A 21,606-nucleotide genomic window follows, 5' to 3' on the forward strand; every position below is an offset into this window, starting at 1 on the left:
GGGGATGGATCGCAAGCTCCTGTCGCTGAGTCTGTTCTGGCGCACGTTCTTCCTGCTGTCGCTGCTGCTGACCGGCGGCGTCGTGGCGTGGGTGCAGACGTTGCGCCAGCTCGAGTTCGAGCCGCGCGCGGTCGTGGCCGCGCAGCAGATCGCCAGCCTCGTGAACCTCTCGCGCGGCGCGATGAAGAACGTCGACGGCATCACGCGCATCGCGCTGATGAAGTCGATGACCGACCAGGAGGCCGTGCGCGTGCTGCCGCGCGAACCGAGCGACCGCTGGGAGCCCTACGAAGTCGACGCGTTCACGCGCCGCATCGCGGCCGAACTGCGCGTGCGCCTGGGCGAAGGCACGGTGGTGGCGCGCTCGGTCAACGGGCAGGACGCGCTGTGGGTCGGCTTCACGATCGATGACGACCGCTACTGGCTGCAGGCCGAGTCCGCTCGGGTCACGCCGCTCACCTCGAGCACGTGGTTCGTCTGGGTGGGCATCGCGATCCTGGCCACCATCATCGGCTCGGCGATGATCGCGGGCCTGATCAACCGGCCGCTGAAGGAGCTGTCGACCGCCGCGGCGCGCATCCGCGACGGCGAATACGACACGCGGCTCGACGAACGAACGAGCACGACCGAGGTGCGCGCCGTCAACGTCGGCTTCAATCGGATGGCGCGCGAGCTCGCGAAGGTGGAGCAGGACCGCACCGTGATGCTGGCGGGCATCTCGCACGACCTGCGCACGCCACTGGCGCGCATCCGCCTCGAGGCCGAGATCAGCATTCCGGACGAGGAGGCGCGCAGCCACATCGCCGACGACATCGACCAGCTCGACGCCATCATCGACAAGTTCATGGACTACGCGCGCCCGGGCGTCACGCGGCTGGAGCCGGTGCCTCTGGCGGCCGTCGTCGAGCGCGAGGCGATGGCCTTCCGCGACGCGAGCCAGATCCGCATCGCGATCCAGCTGTCGCCGGTGTCGCGCGTGCTGGGCGACCCGATCGAGCTGGGCCGCGTGTTCGCCAACCTGTTCGAGAACGCGCGCCGCTACGGCCGCGCGTCGGAGACCACGCCTGCCGAGGTGCAGGTCGGCCAGCTGCAGGCCGGCCCGTGGATCATCGTCACCGTGCGCGACCGCGGCCCCGGCGTGCCAGCCGAGAAGCTCACGCAGCTGACGACGCCGTTCTTCCGCGGCGACACCGCGCGCACGTCGGCCACGGGCGCGGGGCTCGGACTCGCGGTGGTGAAGAAGTCGATCCAGCGCATGGGCGGCTCGATCGAGATGACCAATGGCGCCGAAGGCGGCCTGGTCGCGCACGTGCGGCTGCGCCGCGTCGAGGCGACCTGAGCCGTTCCGCTGCAGGCGCTGGTCATCCATGCGCATGGCTTGCCGGTGCTGGCCGGGCCTCCCGTTTGCCTGTCGAGTAGCTCGAACGACAACGGAGTGGACCGATGAACACGATGATCCTGAAGACAACGTTGGGCGCGGCCGCCCTCGCCTGCTCTGGCCTGGCCATGGCGGACGTCACCTTCTACGAGTACGACAACTACGGCGGGCGCGCGTTCACCGTGCACGACCCCATCGGAGACTTCCACCAGATCGGCTTCAACGACCGGGCCTCGTCGGTCGTGGTCAGCGGCCGGCCGTGGGAGGTCTGCGACGACGCCGGCTTCCGTGGGCACTGCTTCGTGCTGCGCCCCGGCAGCTATCCGTCGCTGAGCGCGATGGGCCTCGACAACCGCGTCTCGTCGGCCCGCGAGGCCGGCCATGACGTGGCCGACAACCGCTGGGGCCCGCCGCCGCTGCCGGGCCAGGTCACGTTCTACGAGCGCGACGGCTTCCGCGGCCGCTCGTTCAGCACCACCAACGACATCGGCGACTTCCGCAGCACCGGCTTCAACGATCGCGCCTCGTCGGTGGTCGTCGTGGGCGAACGCTGGGAGGTCTGCGACAACGCGGGCTACTCGGGCCATTGCGTCTACCTGCGTCCGGGCAACTACCCGAGCCTGTCCGCGATGGGCATGAATGACAGCATCTCGTCGGTGCGCATGGTGCAGCCCGGCGCGCCGGTGGCCGACAGCGGCTGGGCGCCGGTGCCGCCGCCGGCGTACGACGCGCGTCCGCGTCCGCAGGAGCAGCTGTTCCAGGCCCAGGTGGTCGCGACGCACGCGGTCTACGGCACGCCGACGCAGCACTGCTGGGTCGAACAGACCGAGGTGCGCGACAACCGCAACCAGGTCGGCGGCGCGGTGGTCGGCGGCATCCTCGGCGGCATCCTCGGCCACCAGGTCGCGCGCGGCAACGGCGCGGTCGCGGCCGGCGCCATCGGCGGGGCCGTGGTGGGCGGCGCAATCGGCAACGCCAACAGCGGCACCCGCGTCGAGGACGTGCAACGCTGCCGCGACGTGCCCGCCTCGGGCCCGCCGCAGTACTGGGACACGGTCTACACGTTCCAGGGCGTCGAGCACCACGTGCAGACCACGGCGCCCGCGGGCGCGACGATCACGGTGAATCGCTTCGGCGAGCCGCGCATGTGATCGGGCCATCGGCCTGAAGACGACGGCGGCTTCGGTCGCCGTCTTTCGTCTCAGCCGGCCTTCAACGGCCGCTGCCGCGACGCGCACAGCGCCCCCAGCGCGAGCACGATCGCCGAGCAGACGAACCCGCGCTGCAGGCCGCCGGGGCCGTCGGCGAGGCGTCCGATCAGGCTGGGGCCGAGGATCTGCCCCAGCGCGAACACGATCGTGAACGCGCCGATGCCCGCCGCCCACGTCGCCGGCGGCAGGTTGTGGCGCACGAATGCAGTCGTCGACGCGACCACCGACAGGAAGGTGCAGCCGAACAGCAGGCAAGACAGCGCAACGACGACGGCCTGCGCGCTGATCACCGGCAGCAGCGTCGCCAGCGCGAGGATCGCATTCAGCAGCGCGAGCGACTGGCCGCCCCGAAAGCGCTGCAGCACGCCGGCCCAGATCCACGACGACGCCACCGCCCCTGCGCCGAGCAGCCCGTAGAACGCGGCGACCCACGCCGGCGCGATGCCTTGCTCGCGCAGGAGGGTCACGATGAAGGTCATGTAGCCGATGTAGCCGACGCCGAACAGCAGGTAGCCGGCCAGCAGCATGGCCATCGGCATCCAGGGAACGCCGAGCCGTTTCGCGACGACGGCGTCCGGCGCGGTCTGCACGAGATCGCGCGACGCGCGCGTCACTCCCCAGGTGGCCAGCGTGCACGCGAGCGACAGCGCCCCGAGGGCGATCCACGCCTCGCGCCAAGGCAGCGGCGGGACGATCGCGGTCGACGCGAGGATGCCCAGCCCGGCGCCGCCGTAGTAGATCCCGATGACCACGCCCGGGTGCGGCGCGCGCGCCGACAGGCGCGTCGCCAGCAGTCCGCCGCCGACGAAGCTCGCCGCGCTGGCGACGCCGGCCAGCGTTCGCAAGGCAACCAGCGGCGCATCGCCTCCGGCGAAGGCGTGCGCGGCGAGGATCGCGGCGGTGGCGAGTCCCCCGGCCGCCAGCACGCGCAGCGCGTCGAAACGCGCGAACCAGCGCGGCGCCAGCAGCGCGCCCAGCAGGTAGCCGGCGGCGTTGGCCGTGTTCATTGCGCCGGCGGTGAAATAGCTCCAGTGCAGCTCGGCGCGCATGGGCGGCAGCAGCAGCGCATACGAGAAGCGCGCCAGCCCCAGCGAGACGGCCGCGGCCAGCGCGAGCGCGAAGGCGAGCAGCAGCGGCGTGCGGGGAGGCGTCGGCGTCGGAGCGGTCACGCGGCGAGTATCCCCGCGACGGCGAATGCGCGTCGGTCGCGAATCGCCAAGGCCCTGCGCTCTCGTCTAGACAACCGGCCGTCTGGGAAACTGCCCGATTTCAGTCGAGAATAGAGGGATTTCCCGCAGCTCACGCCCCTTCCCGGCCTCGACATGACCACCATCCTCCAGCACCTGCCCGCCCAGCAAAAGGTCGGCATCGCCTTCTCCGGCGGCCTCGACACCAGCGCCGCGCTGCACTGGATGCGCCTGAAGGGCGCGATCCCCTACGCGTACACCGCGAACCTGGGCCAGCCCGACGAGCCGGACTACGACGAGATCCCGCGCAAGGCGATGCAGTACGGCGCCGAGAAGGCGCGCCTGATCGACTGCCGCGCGCAACTGGTGGCCGAGGGCATCGCGGCGCTGCAGAGCGGCGCGTTCCACATCACCACCGCGGGCGTCACCTACTTCAACACGACGCCGCTGGGCCGCGCGGTCACCGGCACGATGCTGGTGGCGGCGATGAAGGAGGACGACGTCCACATCTGGGGCGACGGCAGCACGTTCAAGGGCAACGACATCGAGCGCTTCTACCGCTACGGCCTGCTCGCCAACCCCTCGCTGAAGATCTACAAGCCGTGGCTGGACCAGCTGTTCATCGACGAACTGGGCGGCCGCGCCGAGATGTCGGAGTTCCTGAACAAGGCGGGCTTCGGCTACAAGATGTCGACGGAGAAGGCGTACTCTACCGACTCCAACATGCTGGGCGCGACGCACGAGGCCAAGGATCTCGAGCACCTGAACTCCGGCATGAAGATCGTGCAGCCGATCATGGGCGTCGCGTTCTGGCGCGACGACGTGGCCGTCAAGGCCGAGGAGGTCTCGGTGCGCTTCGAGCAGGGCATGCCCGTCGCGCTGAACGGCCAGGTCTTCAGCGATCCGGTCGCGCTGATGATGGAAGCCAACCGCATCGGCGGCCGCCACGGCCTGGGGATGAGCGACCAGATCGAGAACCGCATCATCGAGGCCAAGAGCCGCGGCATCTACGAGGCCCCGGGCCTGGCGCTGCTGTTCATCGCCTACGAGCGCCTGGTCACCGGCATCCACAACGAGGACACCATCGAGCAGTACCGCGACAACGGCCGCCACCTGGGCCGGCTGCTGTATCAAGGCCGCTGGTTCGACTCGCAGGCGCTGATGCTGCGCGAGACCGCGCAACGCTGGGTGGCCAGCGCGATCACCGGCGAGGTGACGCTGGAGCTGCGCCGCGGCAACGACTACTCGATCCTGAACACCCAGTCGCCCAACCTCACGTACAAGCCCGAGCGCCTGACGATGGAAAAGGGCGAGCTGAGCTTCACGCCGGCCGACCGCATCGGCCAGCTGACGATGCGCAACCTGGACATCCAGGACACGCGCGACAAGCTGATGACCTACGCGAAGAGCGGCTTGCTGGGCTCGGGCACCGGGACCGCGATGCTGCGCCTGGACGACAAGTCCGAAGGCTGATCGGCCAGGCCCTGGCCGGCGGGCTCATCCGCTCGGACAGGGCTACACGGCGGGCCCGGTTTCCGATCGGATGCCGTTGCCGATCACCCAGCGCCCGAGCGCCTCGCCACCGCGATACGACCCGGGCACGCGCCAGGTGACGCCATCGGCGAAGCGGATCGCGGTGCCGTGTGCCACCGGCGCTGCCACCCACACCGTCGACAGCGGGCGCCGCTCCTTGTGCCACGGGCGCAGCCCGGTCCAACTTGTCAGGTCGTCCCCCTCGACGCGCACCCACTGCGCCCGCGCCGCGAGTGACAGCATCAAGAGCGATCCCGCGCAGAACAGCGCCGTCAGGATCCACCCCGTGATCGTCATCGGGTGCGAGCCGCTCAACGCGGGCGATGCGGCGCGATACGCGAACAGCGCCAGTCCGACCGCGGGAACGACGTCTCGCGCGTAAGGCGGAACGGCCGAATAGCGCGTCTGGGTCATGCCACCCCGACCCGCTGCACCAGGCACACCGCCCGCGTCTCGATCGCCCGGCCCTCGCCCACCGGCCCCATCTTCTCGGCCGTCTTCGCCTTCACGTTGACGGCGCCGACATCGAGGCTCAGTGCCTCGGCGATCTTCGCGCACATGGCGGCGATGTGCGGCGCCATCCTGGGCGCCTGCGCGACGATCGTCGCGTCGACGTTGACCGGCTCCCAGCCCGCGGCGCGCACGCGCCTGGCGGCCTCGGCCAGCAGCACGATCGAGTTGGCGCCCTTGAACGCCTCGTCGGTGTCGGGAAAGTGGCGGCCGATGTCGCCGAGCGCGGCGGCGCCGAACAGCGCGTCGGTGATCGCATGGCACAGCGCGTCGGCGTCGGAGTGGCCCATCAGGCCGGCGATGTGGGGAATGGTGACGCCGCCGAGGATCAGCGGGCGGCCGGCGTGGAGCTGGTGGGTGTCCCAGCCTTCGCCGATGCGAAACGGTGCGGTCATGCGTGGGCTTTCGATGTCTGGGCCCGGCCCAGCAGCAGGCGCTCGGCGAGCGCGAAGTCCTCGGGCCAGGTGACCTTCAGGTTGTCGAAGTCGCCGCGCACGAGGCGCGGCGCGAGGCCCGCGGCCTCGATGGCGCTGGCCTCGTCGGTGATCAGCAGGTCGCGCCGCGCGAAGCCGGCGGCGATCGCGTCGCGCAGCACGCCGATGCGGAACATCTGCGGCGTCTGCGCGGCCCAGATGCGCTCGCGCGGGACGGTCTCGGCGACGCGCGCCTGGGCGTCGGAGCGCTTGAGGGTGTCGGGCACGGGCATCGCCAGCAGGCCGCCGACGGCGTCGTCGCGGCACGCAGCGATCAGGCGTCGGATGGAATCGGGATGCACGAGGCAGCGTGCCGCGTCGTGCACCAGCACCCAGTCGCTGGGCAGCGCGCCGCGCGCAAGCAGGTCGTGCAGGCCGGCGTAGACGCTCTCGGCACGGGTGCCGCCGCCCACGTTGGCGCGCCAGCACGCGCTCGCGGCCTCGGCGTCGCCCTCGGCGGCGAGCGCGGCGAACTGGTCGTCGCCGGGCGACAGCACGACCAGCGTGCCATCGAGCTCGCTCACGCGCGCGAGCGCCTCCAGCGTCCACAGCACCAGCGCCCGCCCCGCGAGCGACTCGTACTGCTTGGGGCCGGCCGCGCCGGAGCGCGAGCCGCTGCCCGCGCAGGGCACCAGCGCGAAGAAGCGCTGGCGGCCGTCGGGATGGGTGAAGGAATCACCTCGCTGGGGGCTCGTCATGGACGGGATTCTAGAATCGATGCGTTCCCGACTCGAATCGAACGAGTGCCACGCCTTGCCGGCGCACCGGTTGCCCCATCTGCGGATGCCCACCGATGCGCCCAAGGCGTGTCCTCATTTCCACCCCGCCATGCAACTGCCCACGCTCGTTCCCGGACAACGCTACACGCTGCCCCGCCCGCCCGGCGCGGCCGACGCGCTGCTGATCGCCCACCTGGCGTCCGCACGCGCCGCGCAAGGCCAGTTGACGCTGGTGGTGTGCGCCGAGCCGGCCGACAGCCAGCGCCTGGCCGACGAGCTGCCCTTCTTCGCGCCGCACCTGCGCATCGCCGTGTTCCCCGACTGGGAGACGCTGCCCTACGACCAGTTCTCGCCGCACCAGGATCTCGTCTCCGAGCGCCTGGCCACGCTGTGGCGGCTGTATCGCAAGAGCCAGGGCCTGGGCAGCGCCAACACCGGCGTGGCGGTCGCGGCGGCCAGGGGCAAGGCCGCGCCGGATCCGACCAAGAGCGTCGAGGCGAACAAGGAGGACGACGAAGGCGTCGACGTCGTGATCCTGCCGGCCAGTACCGCGCTGACGCGTCTCGCGCCGCCGTCATTCCTTGCGGCCACCACCTTCAACTTCAAGCAGAAGTCGCGCCTCGACGAGGCCGCGCTGCGCGCGCAACTGACGCTGGCGGGCTACTCGCACGTCAGCTCGGTGGTGTCGCCCGGCGAGTACGCGGTGCGCGGCGGGCTGATCGACCTGTTCCCGATGGGCTCGCCGGTGCCCTACCGCGTCGACCTGTTCGACAACGAGGTCGACTCGATCCGCACCTTCGACCCCGACTCGCAGCGCAGCCTCTACCCGGTGCCGCAGGTGCGCCTGCTGCCCGGCCGCGAGTTTGCGCTCGACGAGGCCTCGCGCAAGGCGTTCCGCGTGCGCTGGCGCGAGCGCATCGAGGGCGATCCGACCAAGGCGCGGCTGTACAAGGACATGGGCAACGGCATCGCCGGCGGCGGCATCGAGTACTACCTGCCGCTGTTCTTCGACGAGACCGCGACCCTGTTCGACTACCTGCCCGCATCCGCCACGCTGGTGCTGCACGGCGCCGTCGACGACGCGCTGCAGCGCTTCTGGACGGATACCCGGGAGCGGTATCGCTTCCTCAAGGCCGATCCGGATCGTCCGATCCTGCCGCCCGAGGACCTCTTCCTGAAGGACGCGCAGTTCTTCGAGGCGACGCGCGCGTTCGGCACGCTGTCTCTGCGTCCGCAGGCCGGCGCGGACGACGCGGTGGCCTGGGCGCGGCCGCTGCCCGATGTCAGCGTCGAACGCGGCGCGACGGCGCCGATGGCGCGCCTTCAGAGGCACATCGACGCCACCCCGTACCGCATCCTGCTCGTGGCCGACAGCGAAGGCCGCCGCGAGACCGTGCTGGACATGCTGCGCGACCACGCCATCGAGCCGATCAGCGTCGGCACGCTGGCCGAGTTCGAGTCCAGCGACGAGAAGATCGCGATCACGGCCGCGCCGATCAGCGAGGGCTTCTTCTGGTTCGAGCCGGAAGGCGAGGCGCCGCGCACGATCCAGTTCATCACCGAGAACGAGCTGTTCGCGACGGGCACGACGCCGAGGCGCCGGCGTCGCGGGCAGGAGCAGACCAGCAGCGTCGACGCGCTCATCAAGGACCTGTCGGAGCTCAAGCTCGGCGACCCCGTGGTGCACGCGTCGCACGGCATCGGGCGCTACATGGGCCTGATCAACATCGACCTCGGCGAGGGCCCGAGCGAGTTCCTGCACCTCGAGTACGCCGACAAGGCGACGCTGTACGTGCCGGTCGCGCAGCTCGCGCTGATCAGCCGCTACACGGGCGTGTCGGCGGAAGAGGCGCCGCTGCACAAGCTGGGCTCGGGCCAATGGGACAAGGCACGCCGCAAGGCCGCCGAGCAGGTGCGCGACGCCGCCGCCGAGCTGCTGAACCTCTACGCGCGCCGCGCCGCGCGCGACGGCTACTCGCACCGCTTCTCGCCGCACGACTACGAGGCCTTCGCGACGAGCTTCGGCTTCGAGGAGACGCCCGACCAGCGCGCCGCGATCCACGCGGTGATCCAGGATCTCGTCAGCCCCAAGCCGATGGACCGCCTGGTCTGCGGCGACGTCGGCTTCGGCAAGACCGAGGTCGCGCTGCGCGCCGCGTTCGTCGCGGTGCACGGCGGCAAGCAGGTCGCCCTGCTCGCCCCGACGACGCTGCTGGCCGAACAGCACTTCCAGACGATCTCGAGCCGCTTCGGCCAGTGGCCGGTGAAGGTGGCGGAGATGTCGCGCTTCCGCACCGCCAAGGAGATCAAGCTGGCGATGGACGGCCTGGCCGACGGCACCATCGACATCATCGTCGGCACGCACAAGCTGCTGTCGGGCGACGTCAAGTTCAAGCGGCTGGGGCTGCTGATCGTCGACGAGGAGCACCGCTTCGGCGTGCGCCACAAGGAGGCGATGAAGGCGCTGCGCGCCGAGGTCGACGTGCTCACGCTGACGGCCACGCCGATCCCGCGCACGCTGGGCATGGCGCTCGAGGGGCTGCGCGACCTGTCGGTGATCGCCACCGCGCCGCAGCGCCGCCTGGCCATCAAGACCTTCGTGCGCAGCGAGACGCAGGGCACGATCCGCGAGGCCATCCTGCGCGAGTTGAAGCGCGGCGGCCAGTGCTACTTCCTGCACAACGAGGTCGAGACGATCCAGAACCGGCTCGAGAAGCTGCAGCAGCTGATCCCCGAGGCGCGCATCGCCATCGCCCACGGCCAGATGCCCGAGCGCGAGCTGGAGGCGGTGATGCGCGACTTCGTCGCCCAGCGCATCAACGTGCTGCTGTGCTCCACCATCATCGAGACGGGCATCGACGTGCCCACCGCCAACACCATCGTCATCAGCCGTGCCGACAAGTTCGGCCTGGCGCAGCTGCACCAGTTGCGCGGGCGCGTCGGCCGCTCGCACCACCAGGCGTATGCCTACCTGATGGTGCCGGATGTCGAGGGCCTGACCAAGCAGGCCGCGCAGCGCCTCGACGCGATCCAGGCGATGGAGGAGCTCGGCTCGGGCTTCTACCTCGCGATGCACGACCTCGAGATCCGCGGCGCCGGCGAGGTGCTGGGCGAGAACCAGAGCGGCAACATGATGGAGGTCGGCTTCCAGCTTTACAACGACATGCTGGCGGAGGCCGTGCGCGCGCTCAAGTCCGGCAAGGAGCCCGACCTGCTGTCGCCCACCGGCGCGTTCGGCGGCGGCATCGACATCAAGCTGCACGCCCCCGCCCTGCTGCCCGACGCCTACTGCGGCGACGTGCAGACGCGGCTGTCGCTCTACAAGCGCCTGGCCACGGCCGACCGCCCCGAGACGCTGGACAACCTGCTCGAGGAGATCACCGACCGCTTCGGCAAGCTGCCGCCGCAGGGCCAGACGCTGTTCGACACGCATCGCCTGCGCGTGCTGGCGAAGACCTACGGCGTGCTGAAGGTCGACGCGAACCCGAAGGTGATGAACGTCACCTTCCGGCCCAACCCGCCGATCGACCCGATGCGCATCATCGAGCTGGTGCAGAAGAACAAGAGCGTGAAGCTGGCCGGCAACGACCGGCTGCGCATCGACCGCGAACTGGCCGAGCCGCACGAGCGAGCGCAGTTCGTGCGCGACCTGCTGCGCTCGCTGGGGCCGCCGCGCGCGCAGGAGGCCTGATTCCGGGGCCATCTGGCGCACCAGGTGAGCCGGTGGCCGGGCGACAATGGGCCCCATGAATCCGGACTCCGCTTCCTCCCTCGTCGTCATCGTCATCGCCGTGGTGGCCGCGCTCGTCGCCGGCCTGGCCATCGGCCTCGTGCTGGCGCGCGCGCGCACGCGCGCCGCGGTCGACGCCGCGCTCGCCCAGGCCGGCCATGCCGGACAGCTGGAACTCGCGCAGGCGCAGGAGCGGCTGCGCGCCCACGAACGCGCGGCCGCCGCGCTGCAGGCCGAGCTGGAACGCGCCCGCGGCGACGCCCAGGCCGCGCGCGACGACGTGCTGCGCGTCTCCGCCAGCGAGGCGCAGAAGCACCAGCACGCCGCGTCGCTCGCCGAGCGCGTGGCCGATCTCGAGGCCCGGGCGCGCGAGGCCGCGAGCCAGCTCGAGGCCCGGGCGCGCGAGGCCGCGAGCCAGCTCGACGCCCGCAACGTCGCGCTGCAGACGGCGCACGCCGAGCTCGCGCACGCGCGCACCCGCGCCGACGCGGAGCGCGCGAGCGCGCAGGAGAAGCTGCAACTGCTCACCGAGGCGAAGACCGAGCTGTCCAACCAGTTCAAGACGCTGGCCAGCGAGATCCTGGAGGAGAAGTCGAAACGCTTCGCCGAGCAGAACCAGCAGAACCTCGGAACGCTGCTCGACCCGCTGCGCACGCAGCTGAGCGAGTTCAAGGGCAAGGTCGAGGAGGTCTACGTCAAGGAAGGCCAGGAGCGCTTCGCGCTGACCGAGCAGGTCAAGCAGCTGATGGAGCTGAACAAGACGCTCAGCCGCGATGCCACCAACCTCACCAACGCGCTCAAGGGCTCGGCCAAGACGCAGGGCAACTGGGGCGAGCTGATCCTGGAGCGCGTGCTGGAGGCCTCGGGCCTGCGCAAGGGGCACGAGTACCACGTCCAGGTGAGCCAGCGCGATGCCGAGGGCAACCTGCAGCAGCCCGACGTCGTCATCGACCTGCCGCAGGAGCGCAAGCTGGTGGTCGACGCCAAGGTCTCGCTGCTTGCCTACGACCGCTACGCCTCGGCCGAATCCGACGACGAGCGCACGCTCGCCGCGCGCCAGCACCTGGACTCGGTGCGTGCGCACATCAAGGGGCTCTCCAGCAAGAACTACCAGGCGCTCTACGACGTGAAGTCGCTCGACATGGTCGTGATGTTCGTGCCCATCGAGCCGGCCTTCATGCTGTCCGTGACGCACGACGACGCGCTGTTCATGGACGCCTGGCAGCGCAACGTGCTGCTGGTCAGCCCGTCGACGCTGCTGTTCGTGGTGCGCACCATCGCGCACCTGTGGCGCCAGGAGGCGCAGACGCGCAACGCGCAGGACATCGCCCGCCGTGGCGCGGAGCTGTACGACAAGCTCGCCGCGTTCGTCGCCGACCTGCAGAAGGTCGGCAGCAAGCTCAAGGACGCGCAGTCGGCCTACGACGAGGCCGAGAAGCGGCTGTCCACCGGCAAGGGCAACGTGATCCGCCAGGCCGAGATGCTCAAGGGACTCGGCGTGAAGACCACCAAGGCGCTGCCCAACGCGCTGGTGGACGCCGCGCAGGACGGCGAGGGCCTGCCCGCGATCGCGAGCGCCGGCGAGGCGCCGGCGCCTTCGCTGTTCGATGGCCTCGAAGGCGAGCTGCCGCAGGCTTGAGGCCGCCGCTCAACGCGACACGCGCCCCAGCCAGTACACCGCCTGCGCCATCGCGCGCGACGCGCCTGGCTTGCCTTCGACCAGCAGCGCCAGCGCGTCCGAGATCAGCTGCTCGATGCGCGTCGAGCCCAGCGTCAGCGCCGCGGTGCGGCAGGCATCGGCCTTCTGCACGAACGCCGTGCGCGTCTGCGAGCCGCCGGTGGCCGTCGCCAGCTCCTCCGCCAGCCCGGCCAGCGCCTGGATCTGCTGGATGAAGGCGCCAACGTAACGGGCATGCCGCTCGGTGTCGACGCGCAGCCGCGCGATGGCGGCGTCGGCCGGCTCGAGGATGCTGGCGTCGAGCTGCGCGAGCACGCGAAGGATACGGGTGACCGTATCTGGCCCGACCGGCTTGACGATGAAGCCCTGCAGGTCGGAGCGCGTGGCGCTCAGCACGGTGTTGCGGTCGGCGGTGGACGTGATCAGCATCGCGGGCACGCGCTTCAACGCCGGCGCGGCACGCAGGCGCGCGACGAGCTCGAGGCCGTCGGGCGGCGGCATGCGCACGTCCAGGCAGATCAGGTCGAAGCAGGCCTCGCCCGTCAGCGCGCGCCACGCGGAGGCGCCGTCCTCGGCCAGCACGATCTCGGGCGCGCCGCACTGGCGCAGCACATCCTCCATCGCGAGGCGTGAGACGAGGTCGTCGTCGGCGACCAGGATACGCATGTCCGGCTCCCTTTTTCTTCGCTCGTTTTCCGCAAGCGTATCAGTGCGCCGTCATCCAGTCGTCGATGCTTTCCTGGAGGGCCGCCCACTGGCGTTCGACGGCATCGGCGTCGGCCGCGTCGCAGGCGTTCTCCAGGCCGCCCGCGTCGTCGGCCATCTGCTCGCTGTGGATGTAGAACGCGCTGCCCTTGATGTTGTGGGCGATGCGCGCGGCGCGCGCGAAGTCGCGTTGCGCGATCGCCTCGCCGATATCGGCCAGCAGGCGCGGCGTCTCGGTGCGGAAGGCCTCCGCGAGGCGTTCGGACAGCGAGCGCACGCCCGGCGCGGCGGCGGGCGCCGGCCTGGCGGCGGCATCGGCCAGCGCGGCTCCGGCGGCGTCGACCGACGCGGCATCGGGCTCGTTGTCGAGGAACAGCGCGTCGAGCGCCGCCACCGAGCCGCCGGCCATCGCCATCGTGTCCAGCACCGGACGCAGCTCGCGCCCGCGCTTGCGCAGCGCGGCGACCGCGCGATGCAGCGACTGCGCGAGCAGGCGCTCGTCCACCGGCTTGGACAGGAAGTCGTCCATGCCCGCGGCCAGGCTCAGCTCGCGGTCGTTGCCGGTCGCGTTGGCGGTGAGCGCGATCATGCGGATGTCCGGATCGAGCACCCACGTGTCGGCGATGCCGCCGGCCCGGATCGCGCGCGCGGCCGCGAGGCCGTCCATGACCGGCATGCGGCCGTCCATCAGGATGACGTCGAAGTTCTCCTCCGCGCAGCGCTGCACGGCCTGCAGGCCGTTCTCGACGAAGCTGACGTCGTGGCCCAGGCCCTGCACGAAGGCCTGCACGATCACGCGGTTGGTGTGGCCGTCCTCCGCGCACAGCACGTTGAGGCGGCAGTCGAACGGCGGCAGGGCCTCTTCCGGCACCGACTGCACCGGCGAGCCGATCGCCACCGGCAGCCGCACGCGGAAGGTGCTGCCCACGCCCGGCGCGCTGGTCAGCGAGATCTCGCCTTCCATGCCCTGCACCAGCGCCCGCGTGATCGTCAGCCCGAGCCCGGTGCCGCCGTACTTGCGCGTGGTGGTGACGTCGGCCTGCTCGAAGCTGCTGAACAGCCGCTGCTGCGCCTCCTGCGAGATACCAATGCCGGTATCCTCGACCTCGATCTCCAGCAGCAGCCGGCCCGTCTCGGTGGAGCCGCAGCCCACGCGCAGTTCCACGGTGCCGGCCTCGGTGAACTTGAGCGCGTTGCCGATCAGGTTCAGCAGGATCTGGCGCAGCCGCATCGGGTCGCCGCGCAGCCATTGCGGCACGTTCGGGTCGACGTGGCTGAGCAGCGACAGGCCCTCCTCCTGCGCGCGCAGGTCGAGCAGCTCGACGAGGGACTGCACCATCTCGCGCAGGTCGAAGTCCATAGCCTCGAAGCCCATCTTGCCGGCCTCGATCTTGGAGAAGTCGAGGATGTCGTTGATGATGGCCAGCAGCGCCTCGGCGTTGCCGAGTGCCAGCGAGACGCGCGAGCGCGACTGCGGCGGCATCGCCTCGCGCAGGCCCAGCTGCAGCATGCCGATGATGCCCGACAGCGGCGTGCGCAGCTCGTGGCTCATCGTCGCCAGGAACAGCGACTTCGCGCGCGTCGCCTCCTCGGCCTTGTCGCGGGCCAGGCGCAGCGCCTCTTCCTGGCGCTTGTGGGCGCGGGCGTCGCGCATGAACGCCGTGGCGGCCCAGCCGCGGTCGTTGCGATAGGCCGTCAGCGACAGCTCGACCGCCACCGGCCGCCCCGCGGCGTCGACCGCGTCGAACTCGAGCACCTCGCCCGAGAACAGGTCGTCGCCGGCGTCGCACAGCGCGGCGATGCCGTCGGTGGCGGCGACCAGCTTGGGCAGCGGCAGGATCTCCTGCACCGGCCGGCCCAGCGCGTGTGCGGCGGCGCGGCCGAACAGTCGCTCGGCCGCCGGGTTCCAGTACGACAGCGCCCCGCCTTCGTCGAAGCTGATGACAGCGTCGGTGGCGGCCTGCAGCATCAGCTCGACGCGCTCCTGCTGCGCGCGGAACGCCAGCTCGCCGGCCAGGCGGCGCTGCTGCTGCACGACGACGTTGACGATCAGCGTCAGCGACGACACGCTCAGCAGGAACAGGAACAGCGACGCCGTGTGCGTGGCCGGGTCGGCGCTGGCGCTGCCCGGCGCGGTGAGCTGCAGCGTGATCGTGATCAGCCCGCAGGCCATCACCGCCGAATGCACGAACAGCGGCGGGAACTTGATCGCGGCCCACACCAGCAGCGGCAGCGCGAGGAAACCGACCACGTGCACCGGCACGTTCCAGCCGCGCGTGATGGCCCAGCCCAGGACGCTCGCCCCGAAGCTGCACAGCACGAACAGCCACTGCTCGCGCGAGAACCGGAACACCGCCGGCACCCGCGACGCCGCTGGCGCGGGCGCGGGCGCGATCGCCGGCCGAGGTGCGCGCGGCGCCCGCCGGCGCTCGGCCGCGAAGGCGTCCTGCGCCGCGCGGCGGCCGCCGGGATGCAGCCGCGCATCGATCCAGCGTGCCCAGGACAGCAGCGCCGGCATGCAGATCAGGCAGCCGAACACGTCGCCGATCATCGACTGGATCCAGTAGCCGGACCAGCCGTAGGCGATGCAGCGCCGGGTGCCGGCCAGGCCGCAGTAGCCCAAGGTCGCGCCGGCGCCGTTGACGAAGGCGAACAACACGCCGAAGGCCATCATGATCAGCACGGCGCGCACCGTGTCGAGGCGGCCGGTGAAGCCGGCGCGGCGCGCCGTCCAGTGCACCACCGCGCCCGAGGCCAGCATGGCCAGCGGCTCGACGAAGGCCCAGCGGTCGTGCGCCCAGTCGTGGCTGCTGCCGTCGACGATGAAGTCGTAGGCGATGTAGATCGCCGCGCCCAGCAGGCTGCGCGGGCCGTAGAGGATGCCGGCGACGCACGCGACCGCCGCCGGCGGCCACACGGGCGTCAGGTAACCGTTGTCGTTGAAGACGAAGCCGAGCCGCGCCGCGAGCCAGAACAGCAGCGTGACGCCCAGCATCAGGATCAGTTCGCGACGGGATTTGCGGGACAGCACGCTCAAGGACTTTCAAGGGGCCGACGCGCAAGTGTGGGGCCAACGCCCGCGCCGGAGCGTTCGAATTGTCCCGCGTATTTCACGCCGGCGGCCATCATTCGCGCGCGGATCGGGCGCGTCGCGAAGCCTGCCGCGCGCGGAACCGAAGGCTGGCGCGGCGCGCCGACTTAAAATCGACCTGTCCCCAACGCCCGTCCCCCATGCGCCTCGATCTCCCGAGCGGCCTCGTCGTCCGCGGCTTCACCCCTCCGCTGCGGCTCGCCGACTTCCGCCTCGCGGCCTTCGACATGGATTCGACGCTGATCGACATCGAGTGCATCGACGAGATCGCCGCCGCCGTGGGCCTGAAGGCCGAGGTCGCGGCCATCACCGAGGCCACGATGCGCGGCGAGATTGCCGACTTCCGGGAGAGCCTGCGCCGGCGGCTCGCGCTGCTCAAGGGCGTCGACGAGAAGTGGCTGCACGAGGTATGGGAGCACCGGCTCCATCTCAATCCGGGCGTCGAGACCTTCCTGGGCGCGCTGCGCGACGCCGGCCTGAAGACGCTGCTCGTCTCCGGCGGCTTCACCTTCTTCAGCGACCGCGTGGCACGCCGCCTGGCCATCGACTACACGCGCGCCAACAGGCTCGAGATCGTCGACGGCGCGCTCACCGGCGGCCTGGTGATGCAGCCCTGGGGCGACATCTGCGACGGCGCCGAGAAGCGGCGCATGCTGCTGCAGACCTGCGCGGAGCTCGGCATCGCGCCCGCCCGGGCGATCGCCGTGGGCGACGGCTCGAACGACCTGCCGATGATGGAGGCGGCCGGCCTGTCGATCGCGTTTCACGCCAAGCCGGCGGTGCGCGCGCAGGCGATGCTGGCGATCAACGAAGGCGGCATGGACGACGCGCTGGCCGTCTTCGGGTGACCGTCAGGCCGCGCGAGCGGTCTGTTGCTGCGACTCGACGCGGGCGAACCAGTCCGCGTACGGCGAATGCTTGACCTGCGTGCGATTGAAGTCGGGCGCGCCGTCCGTCCACCAGGCCGGGCCGCGCTCGCCGAGGCCGACCTGGGCCCGCGCCACCATCTTGCGCGCCGCGGTGATCGCGTCGTCGTCGCCCGAGGTCTTGGCGGCCTTCAGCGCGCGCCGGCCATTGAGCAGCTCGCGCATGTATCTCACCTTGGCCTCGGCCGACAGCGATGGATTCGGGGCGCGCCACAGGCGTCCCTGGATCACGAGATAGCGCCCATCCGGCGTCGTCAGCTCCGAAGTCATGCGGCAATGTAGACCACCGCCCCGCAGGCAATGATGCGAAAAGCAACCGGATCGCCGGCCTGCGAAACAGCTTGATACAGCGTCGACGCGGCGTCAGCGGCTCAACTGCTCCCAGGCCTTGTCGAGGCGCTTGATGCTGACCGGCTGCGGCGTGCGCAGTTCCTGCGCGAAGAAGCTCACGCGCAGTTCCTCCAGCAGCCAGCGGTACTCGGTCAGGCGCGCATCGACGGCGCCCTTGCGGTCGGCCAGCGTGCGCAGCCAGCGTTGTTCGGCTGGCCGCAGTTCGGCCAGGCGCTGCGCGTCGCGCGCGGGGTCGGCGCGCAACTTGTCCAGGCGCAGCGTGATGCCCTTCAGGTAGCGCGGCAGGTGCTGCAACTGCGCCCAGGGCGTCGTGGCGACGAAGCGCTTGCCGACCAGGCGTTGCAGCTGTGCCTGGACGTCGTCGACGACCTCCTTCGGCGGCCGCGCGTCCTTCAGCTTGCGCGTGGCCGCGGCGAATTCCACCAGCACCGCGTGCGCCTGGCGCGCGACCTCCTGCGCGATCAGGTTCAGGCGGCTGCGGCCCTGCTCCAGCCGGCGCTTGAACTCGGCCTCGTCGGCGGGCAATGGATCCTCGAGGAACGCGCGGTCGATCGCGACGTCGATGATCTGCTCGCGCAACTCCTCGGCGGTGCCCAGCGGCATGAAGAAGACGGACATCTTCGTCAGGTCGGGGATGTTGCGCTCGAGGAACTTGATCGGCTCCTTCAACTGCAGCGCCAGCAGCCGGCGCAGGCCGGCACGATGCTTCGCGGCGGCGACGTCGGGCTCGTCGAACACCTCGATCTCGACGTGCGCGCCCTTGTCGATGAGCGCCGGGAAGCCGATCAGCGTCTGGCCGCCCTTGGCGATCTCCATCAGCTCGGGCAGCTGGCCGAACGTCCACGCCGTGTACTTCGCGGCCGCCTGCATGGCGGGCGGCGGCGGCGGCTCGACGCGCGCGACGACGCCCTTGCTGCCCGCCGGCAACGCGATGGGCGCCGGCGCGGACGGCGTCGACGCCGGCAGCTTCAGCGCCGCCAGCGCCTGGAACGCCGAGCGCGCCTGGCCGCCCAGCTCCGACTTCAGCGTCGCGAGGTTGCGCCCCGTGCCCAGCTGGCGGCCGTGCTCGTCGACCACCCGGAAGTTCATGAAGTGGTGCGGCGACAGCGTCTCCAGCTTGAAGTCGTTGCGCTGCACCGCGATCTGCGTGCGCTCCTTGACGGCCTTGAGCAGCACCTCCAGCAGCTCGCCCTGCGCGAAGTCGTGCGTGGCGACGAACTCGGCGACGAACTCCGGCAGCGGCACCAGGCGCGAGCGCGGACGCTGGTGCAGGCTCTTGACCAGCCCCAGCACCTTGGCCTCCAACATGCCCGGCACCAGCCAGTCGACGCGCTCCGCGTTGACCTGGTTGAGCGCGTAGATGGGCACCGTCACCGTCAGGCCGTCCTTGGCGTCGCCGGGCTCGTGCAGGTAGACGGCCGCGCAGTCGACGCCGCCGAGCCGGATCGTCTTCGGGAACGCGGCCGTCGTGATGCCGGCGGCCTCGTGGCGCATCAGCTCGTCGCGCGTGAGCATCAGCAGCCTGGGCTGCTTGCCGGATTCGTCGCGATACCACTTCTCGAAGGTCGCGCCGCTGACCACGCCGGCGGGCACCTGCTGGTCGTAGAACGCGTGGATCAGCTCGTCGTCGACCAGCACGTCCTGCCGGCGCGACTTGTGCTCCAGCTCCTGCACCTGCGCGATCATCTTGCGGTTGTGCGCGAGGAACGGCAGCCGCGTGTCCCACTCGCCCTGCACCAGGCCCTCGCGAATGAAGATCTCGCGCGCGACCACGGGATCGACGAGCCCGAAGTTCACGCGCCGGTTCTGGTAGATGACGATGCCGTAGAGCGTCGCACGTTCCAGCGCGATCACCTCGGCGGCCTTCTTCTCCCAGTGCGGCTCGAGCAGCTGCGTCTTCAGCAGGTGGCCGGCGATGCCGGGGATCCACTGCGGGTCGATCGCGGCGATGCCGCGGCCGTACAGGCGCGTCGTCTCCACCAGTTCGGCAGTGACGATCCAGCGCCCCGGCTTCTTCGACAGGTGCGCGCCCGGATGGCGCCAGAACTTGATGCCGCGCGCGCCGAGATACCACTCCTCGTCGTCGCTCTTCTGGCCGAGGTTGCCCAGCAGGCCGGCCAGCATCGCCAGGTGCACCTGGTCGTAGTTGGCGGGCGCCGTGTTGAGCTGCCAGCCGTGGTCGGCGACGACCGTCAGCAGCTGCGAGTGGATGTCGCGCCATTCGCGCACGCGGCGCACGCTGACGAAGTTCTCGCGCAGCAGTTGCTCGTAGCGGCGGTTGCTGAGCTTGTGGGTCGGCGCGGGCGCGGGCGCGTTCGCCTGCGCGCCCCCGTGACGCGCGTGCGCGGACGCGCCGCGCGGCGGCCGCGGCGCGAGCTGGACCGCGTCGAGATCGGCGTCGGCCTGCCCGCCGCGCGACACGTCCAGCCATTTCCACAGCTTGACGTAGCCCATGAACTCCGAGCGCTCGTCGTCGAACTTCTTGTGCTTCTCGTCGGCGGCCTGCTGCTGCTCGAGCGGACGGTCGCGCACGTCCTGGCCCGACAGCGCCGAGGCGATCACCAGCACCTCGTTGAGACAGTGGCGCTCGCGCGCCTCGAGGATCATGCGGCCGACGCGCGGATCCAGCGGCAGCTTCGCGAGTTCTGTGCCGATGGGCGTCAGCTCGTTGAAGTCGTCGACCGCGTTGAGCTCGCCCAGCAGCGCGTAGCCGTCGGCGATGGCCTTGCGCGGCGGTTCCTCGAGGAACGGGAAGTCCTCGACGGCGCCGAAGCGCAGGCTCTTCATGCGCAGGATGACGCCGGCCAGCGACGAGCGCAGGATCTCGGGGTCGGTGAATTTCGGCCGGCCGGCGAAGTCCTTCTCGTCGAACAGGCGGATGCAGGTGCCGTTGGCGACGCGTCCGCAACGGCCGGCGCGCTGGTTGCACGCGGCCTGGCTGATGGGCTCGATCTGCAGCTGCTCGACCTTGTTGCGGTAGCTGTAGCGCTTGACGCGCGCCAGCCCCGAGTCGATCACGTAGCGGATGCCCGGCACGGTCAGCGAGGTCTCGGCCACGTTGGTGGTCAGCACGATGCGCGGCGCGGCGCCAGTCTCGAACACGCGATCCTGCTCGGCCTGCGACAGCCGCGCGAACAGCGGCAGGATCTCGACGCCCGGCGGATGGTGCCCGCGCAGCTTCTCGGCGGCCTCGCGGATCTCGCGCTCGCCCGGCAGGAAGACCAGCACGTCGCCCGGCCCGCTGCGCCACAGCTCGTCGACCGCGTCGACGATGGCCTCGTTCAGCCCGTACTCGCGCGACTCCTCGAACGGCCGCCAGCGCTGCTCGACCGGGAACAGCCGCCCGCTGACCATGATCACCGGCGCCGGGCCCTTGGCCGACTCGAAGTGCTTCGCGAAGCGGTCGGCGTCGATCGTGGCCGAGGTCACGATCACCTTGAGGTCGGGCCGGCGCGGCAGGATCTGGCGCAGGTAGCCGAGCAGGAAGTCGATGTTGAGGCTGCGCTCGTGCGCCTCGTCGATGATCAGCGTGTCGTAGGCCTTGAGCAGTGGATCCGACTGCGTCTCGGCCAGCAGGATGCCGTCCGTCATCAGCTTGACCGACGCGCCCGGCTGGAAGCGATCCTGGAAGCGGACGCGGTAGCCGACCACCTCGCCCAGCGGCGAGTTCAGCTCGAAGGCGATGCGCCTGGCGACGCTGGACGCCGCGATCCGCCGCGGCTGCGTGTGGCCGATCAGCCCGCCGCCGTTGGCGCGCCCGCGGCCGAGTTCGAGCACGATCTTGGGCAACTGCGTCGTCTTGCCGGAGCCCGTCTCGCCGCAGACGATGACCACCTGGTGGTCGCGGATGGCGCGCGCAATGTCCTCGCGCCGGCTGGAGACCGGCAGCGACTCGGGGAAGGTGATGGGCGGCACCGGGTTGGCGGGGGCCGGTGCGGCGCGCGGCGGGCGCTGCGGACGTTCGGAACGCGGCGCGAACGCCGGACGAGGCGCGGCGGGCGGACGCGGTGCGGGGGGACGGGTAGGCGAATTCACGAGCCGGCGATTATCTGCGCAATATCTGGACAAACGGGGACTGCATCCCATATGGGTTTGACCCCGTGCGGCACAATGC

General features: G+C 70.8%; 14 protein-coding genes. 6 read left to right on the forward strand and 8 right to left on the reverse strand.

Annotated features, from left to right (window positions below):
- Nucleotides 1-4 precede the first annotated feature (4 nt).
- The gene (locus tag LPC04_RS12440; RefSeq protein ID WP_275682541.1) at nt 5-1,339 is read left to right on the forward strand and encodes a sensor histidine kinase; all 1,335 of its coding nucleotides are present in this window, start codon (nt 5-7) and stop codon (nt 1,337-1,339) included.
- Between the two features lie 104 nt (nt 1,340-1,443).
- A complete protein-coding gene (locus LPC04_RS12445; RefSeq protein WP_275682542.1) occupies nt 1,444-2,529 on the forward strand; it encodes a beta/gamma crystallin family protein in 1,086 nt (361 codons plus the stop codon).
- Between the two features lie 50 nt (nt 2,530-2,579).
- Here the strand turns inward: LPC04_RS12445 and LPC04_RS12450 are convergent, their stop codons facing one another.
- On the reverse strand, nt 2,580-3,758 hold the full coding sequence (locus LPC04_RS12450; protein ID WP_275682543.1) for a YbfB/YjiJ family MFS transporter: 1,179 nt from the start codon (nt 3,756-3,758) through the stop codon (nt 2,580-2,582).
- Nucleotides 3,759-3,911: 153 nt separating this feature from the next.
- Here LPC04_RS12450 and argG point away from each other — a divergent pair, with 153 nt between their 5' ends.
- Entirely contained in the window at nt 3,912-5,249 is a 1,338-nt protein-coding gene (argG, locus tag LPC04_RS12455) for an argininosuccinate synthase (protein ID WP_275682544.1), read from the forward strand.
- A 42-nt stretch (nt 5,250-5,291) separates the two neighbouring features.
- On the opposite strand, the gene LPC04_RS12460 is transcribed toward argG, so the two are convergent.
- From LPC04_RS12460 to ispD, 3 genes are read right to left on the reverse strand one after another with little or no spacing between them, the layout of a single operon-like run.
- Nucleotides 5,292-5,723 (reverse strand): hypothetical protein, encoded by a 432-nt coding sequence (locus LPC04_RS12460; protein ID WP_275682545.1) that lies wholly within the window; start codon nt 5,721-5,723, stop codon nt 5,292-5,294.
- Nucleotides 5,720-6,214 carry a 2-C-methyl-D-erythritol 2,4-cyclodiphosphate synthase gene (ispF, locus tag LPC04_RS12465; RefSeq protein ID WP_275682546.1) on the reverse strand — a complete coding sequence of 165 codons (495 nt, stop codon included), beginning with the start codon at nt 6,212-6,214 and terminating at the stop codon, nt 5,720-5,722. The genes LPC04_RS12460 and ispF overlap by 4 nt, the downstream gene beginning before the upstream one ends.
- Nucleotides 6,211-6,990 (reverse strand): 2-C-methyl-D-erythritol 4-phosphate cytidylyltransferase, encoded by a 780-nt coding sequence (ispD, locus tag LPC04_RS12470; RefSeq protein ID WP_275682547.1) that lies wholly within the window; start codon nt 6,988-6,990, stop codon nt 6,211-6,213. The genes ispF and ispD overlap by 4 nt, the downstream gene beginning before the upstream one ends.
- Before the next feature lie 130 nt (nt 6,991-7,120).
- Between ispD and mfd the strand changes: the two genes are divergently transcribed.
- Entirely contained in the window at nt 7,121-10,702 is a 3,582-nt protein-coding gene (gene mfd / locus LPC04_RS12475) for a transcription-repair coupling factor (RefSeq protein ID WP_275682548.1), read from the forward strand.
- Between the two features lie 55 nt (nt 10,703-10,757).
- Nucleotides 10,758-12,380, forward strand: a complete 1,623-nt coding sequence (locus tag LPC04_RS12480) for a DNA recombination protein RmuC (RefSeq protein ID WP_275682549.1) — start codon at nt 10,758-10,760, stop codon at nt 12,378-12,380.
- Between the two features lie 9 nt (nt 12,381-12,389).
- On the opposite strand, the gene LPC04_RS12485 is transcribed toward LPC04_RS12480, so the two are convergent.
- Entirely contained in the window at nt 12,390-13,085 is a 696-nt protein-coding gene (locus tag LPC04_RS12485; RefSeq protein ID WP_275682550.1) for a response regulator, read from the reverse strand.
- A 40-nt stretch (nt 13,086-13,125) separates the two neighbouring features.
- The gene (locus LPC04_RS12490; protein WP_275682551.1) at nt 13,126-16,155 is read right to left on the reverse strand and encodes an ATP-binding protein; all 3,030 of its coding nucleotides are present in this window, start codon (nt 16,153-16,155) and stop codon (nt 13,126-13,128) included.
- Between the two features lie 200 nt (nt 16,156-16,355).
- Here LPC04_RS12490 and serB point away from each other — a divergent pair, with 200 nt between their 5' ends.
- A complete protein-coding gene (serB, locus tag LPC04_RS12495; RefSeq protein WP_275682552.1) occupies nt 16,356-17,063 on the forward strand; it encodes a phosphoserine phosphatase SerB in 708 nt (235 codons plus the stop codon).
- A 3-nt stretch (nt 17,064-17,066) separates the two neighbouring features.
- On the opposite strand, the gene LPC04_RS12500 is transcribed toward serB, so the two are convergent.
- Together LPC04_RS12500 and hrpA are read right to left on the reverse strand one after the other, a co-directional pair.
- Nucleotides 17,067-17,411 carry a hypothetical protein gene (locus LPC04_RS12500; protein WP_275682553.1) on the reverse strand — a complete coding sequence of 115 codons (345 nt, stop codon included), beginning with the start codon at nt 17,409-17,411 and terminating at the stop codon, nt 17,067-17,069.
- Between the two features lie 93 nt (nt 17,412-17,504).
- Nucleotides 17,505-21,578 (reverse strand): ATP-dependent RNA helicase HrpA, encoded by a 4,074-nt coding sequence (gene hrpA, locus LPC04_RS12505; RefSeq protein WP_275682554.1) that lies wholly within the window; start codon nt 21,576-21,578, stop codon nt 17,505-17,507.
- Nucleotides 21,579-21,606 lie beyond the last annotated feature (28 nt).

The sequence above is a fragment of the Scleromatobacter humisilvae genome (genome assembly GCF_023231945.1).
Taxonomy (GTDB): Bacteria; Pseudomonadota; Gammaproteobacteria; order Burkholderiales; family Burkholderiaceae_C; genus Scleromatobacter; species Scleromatobacter humisilvae.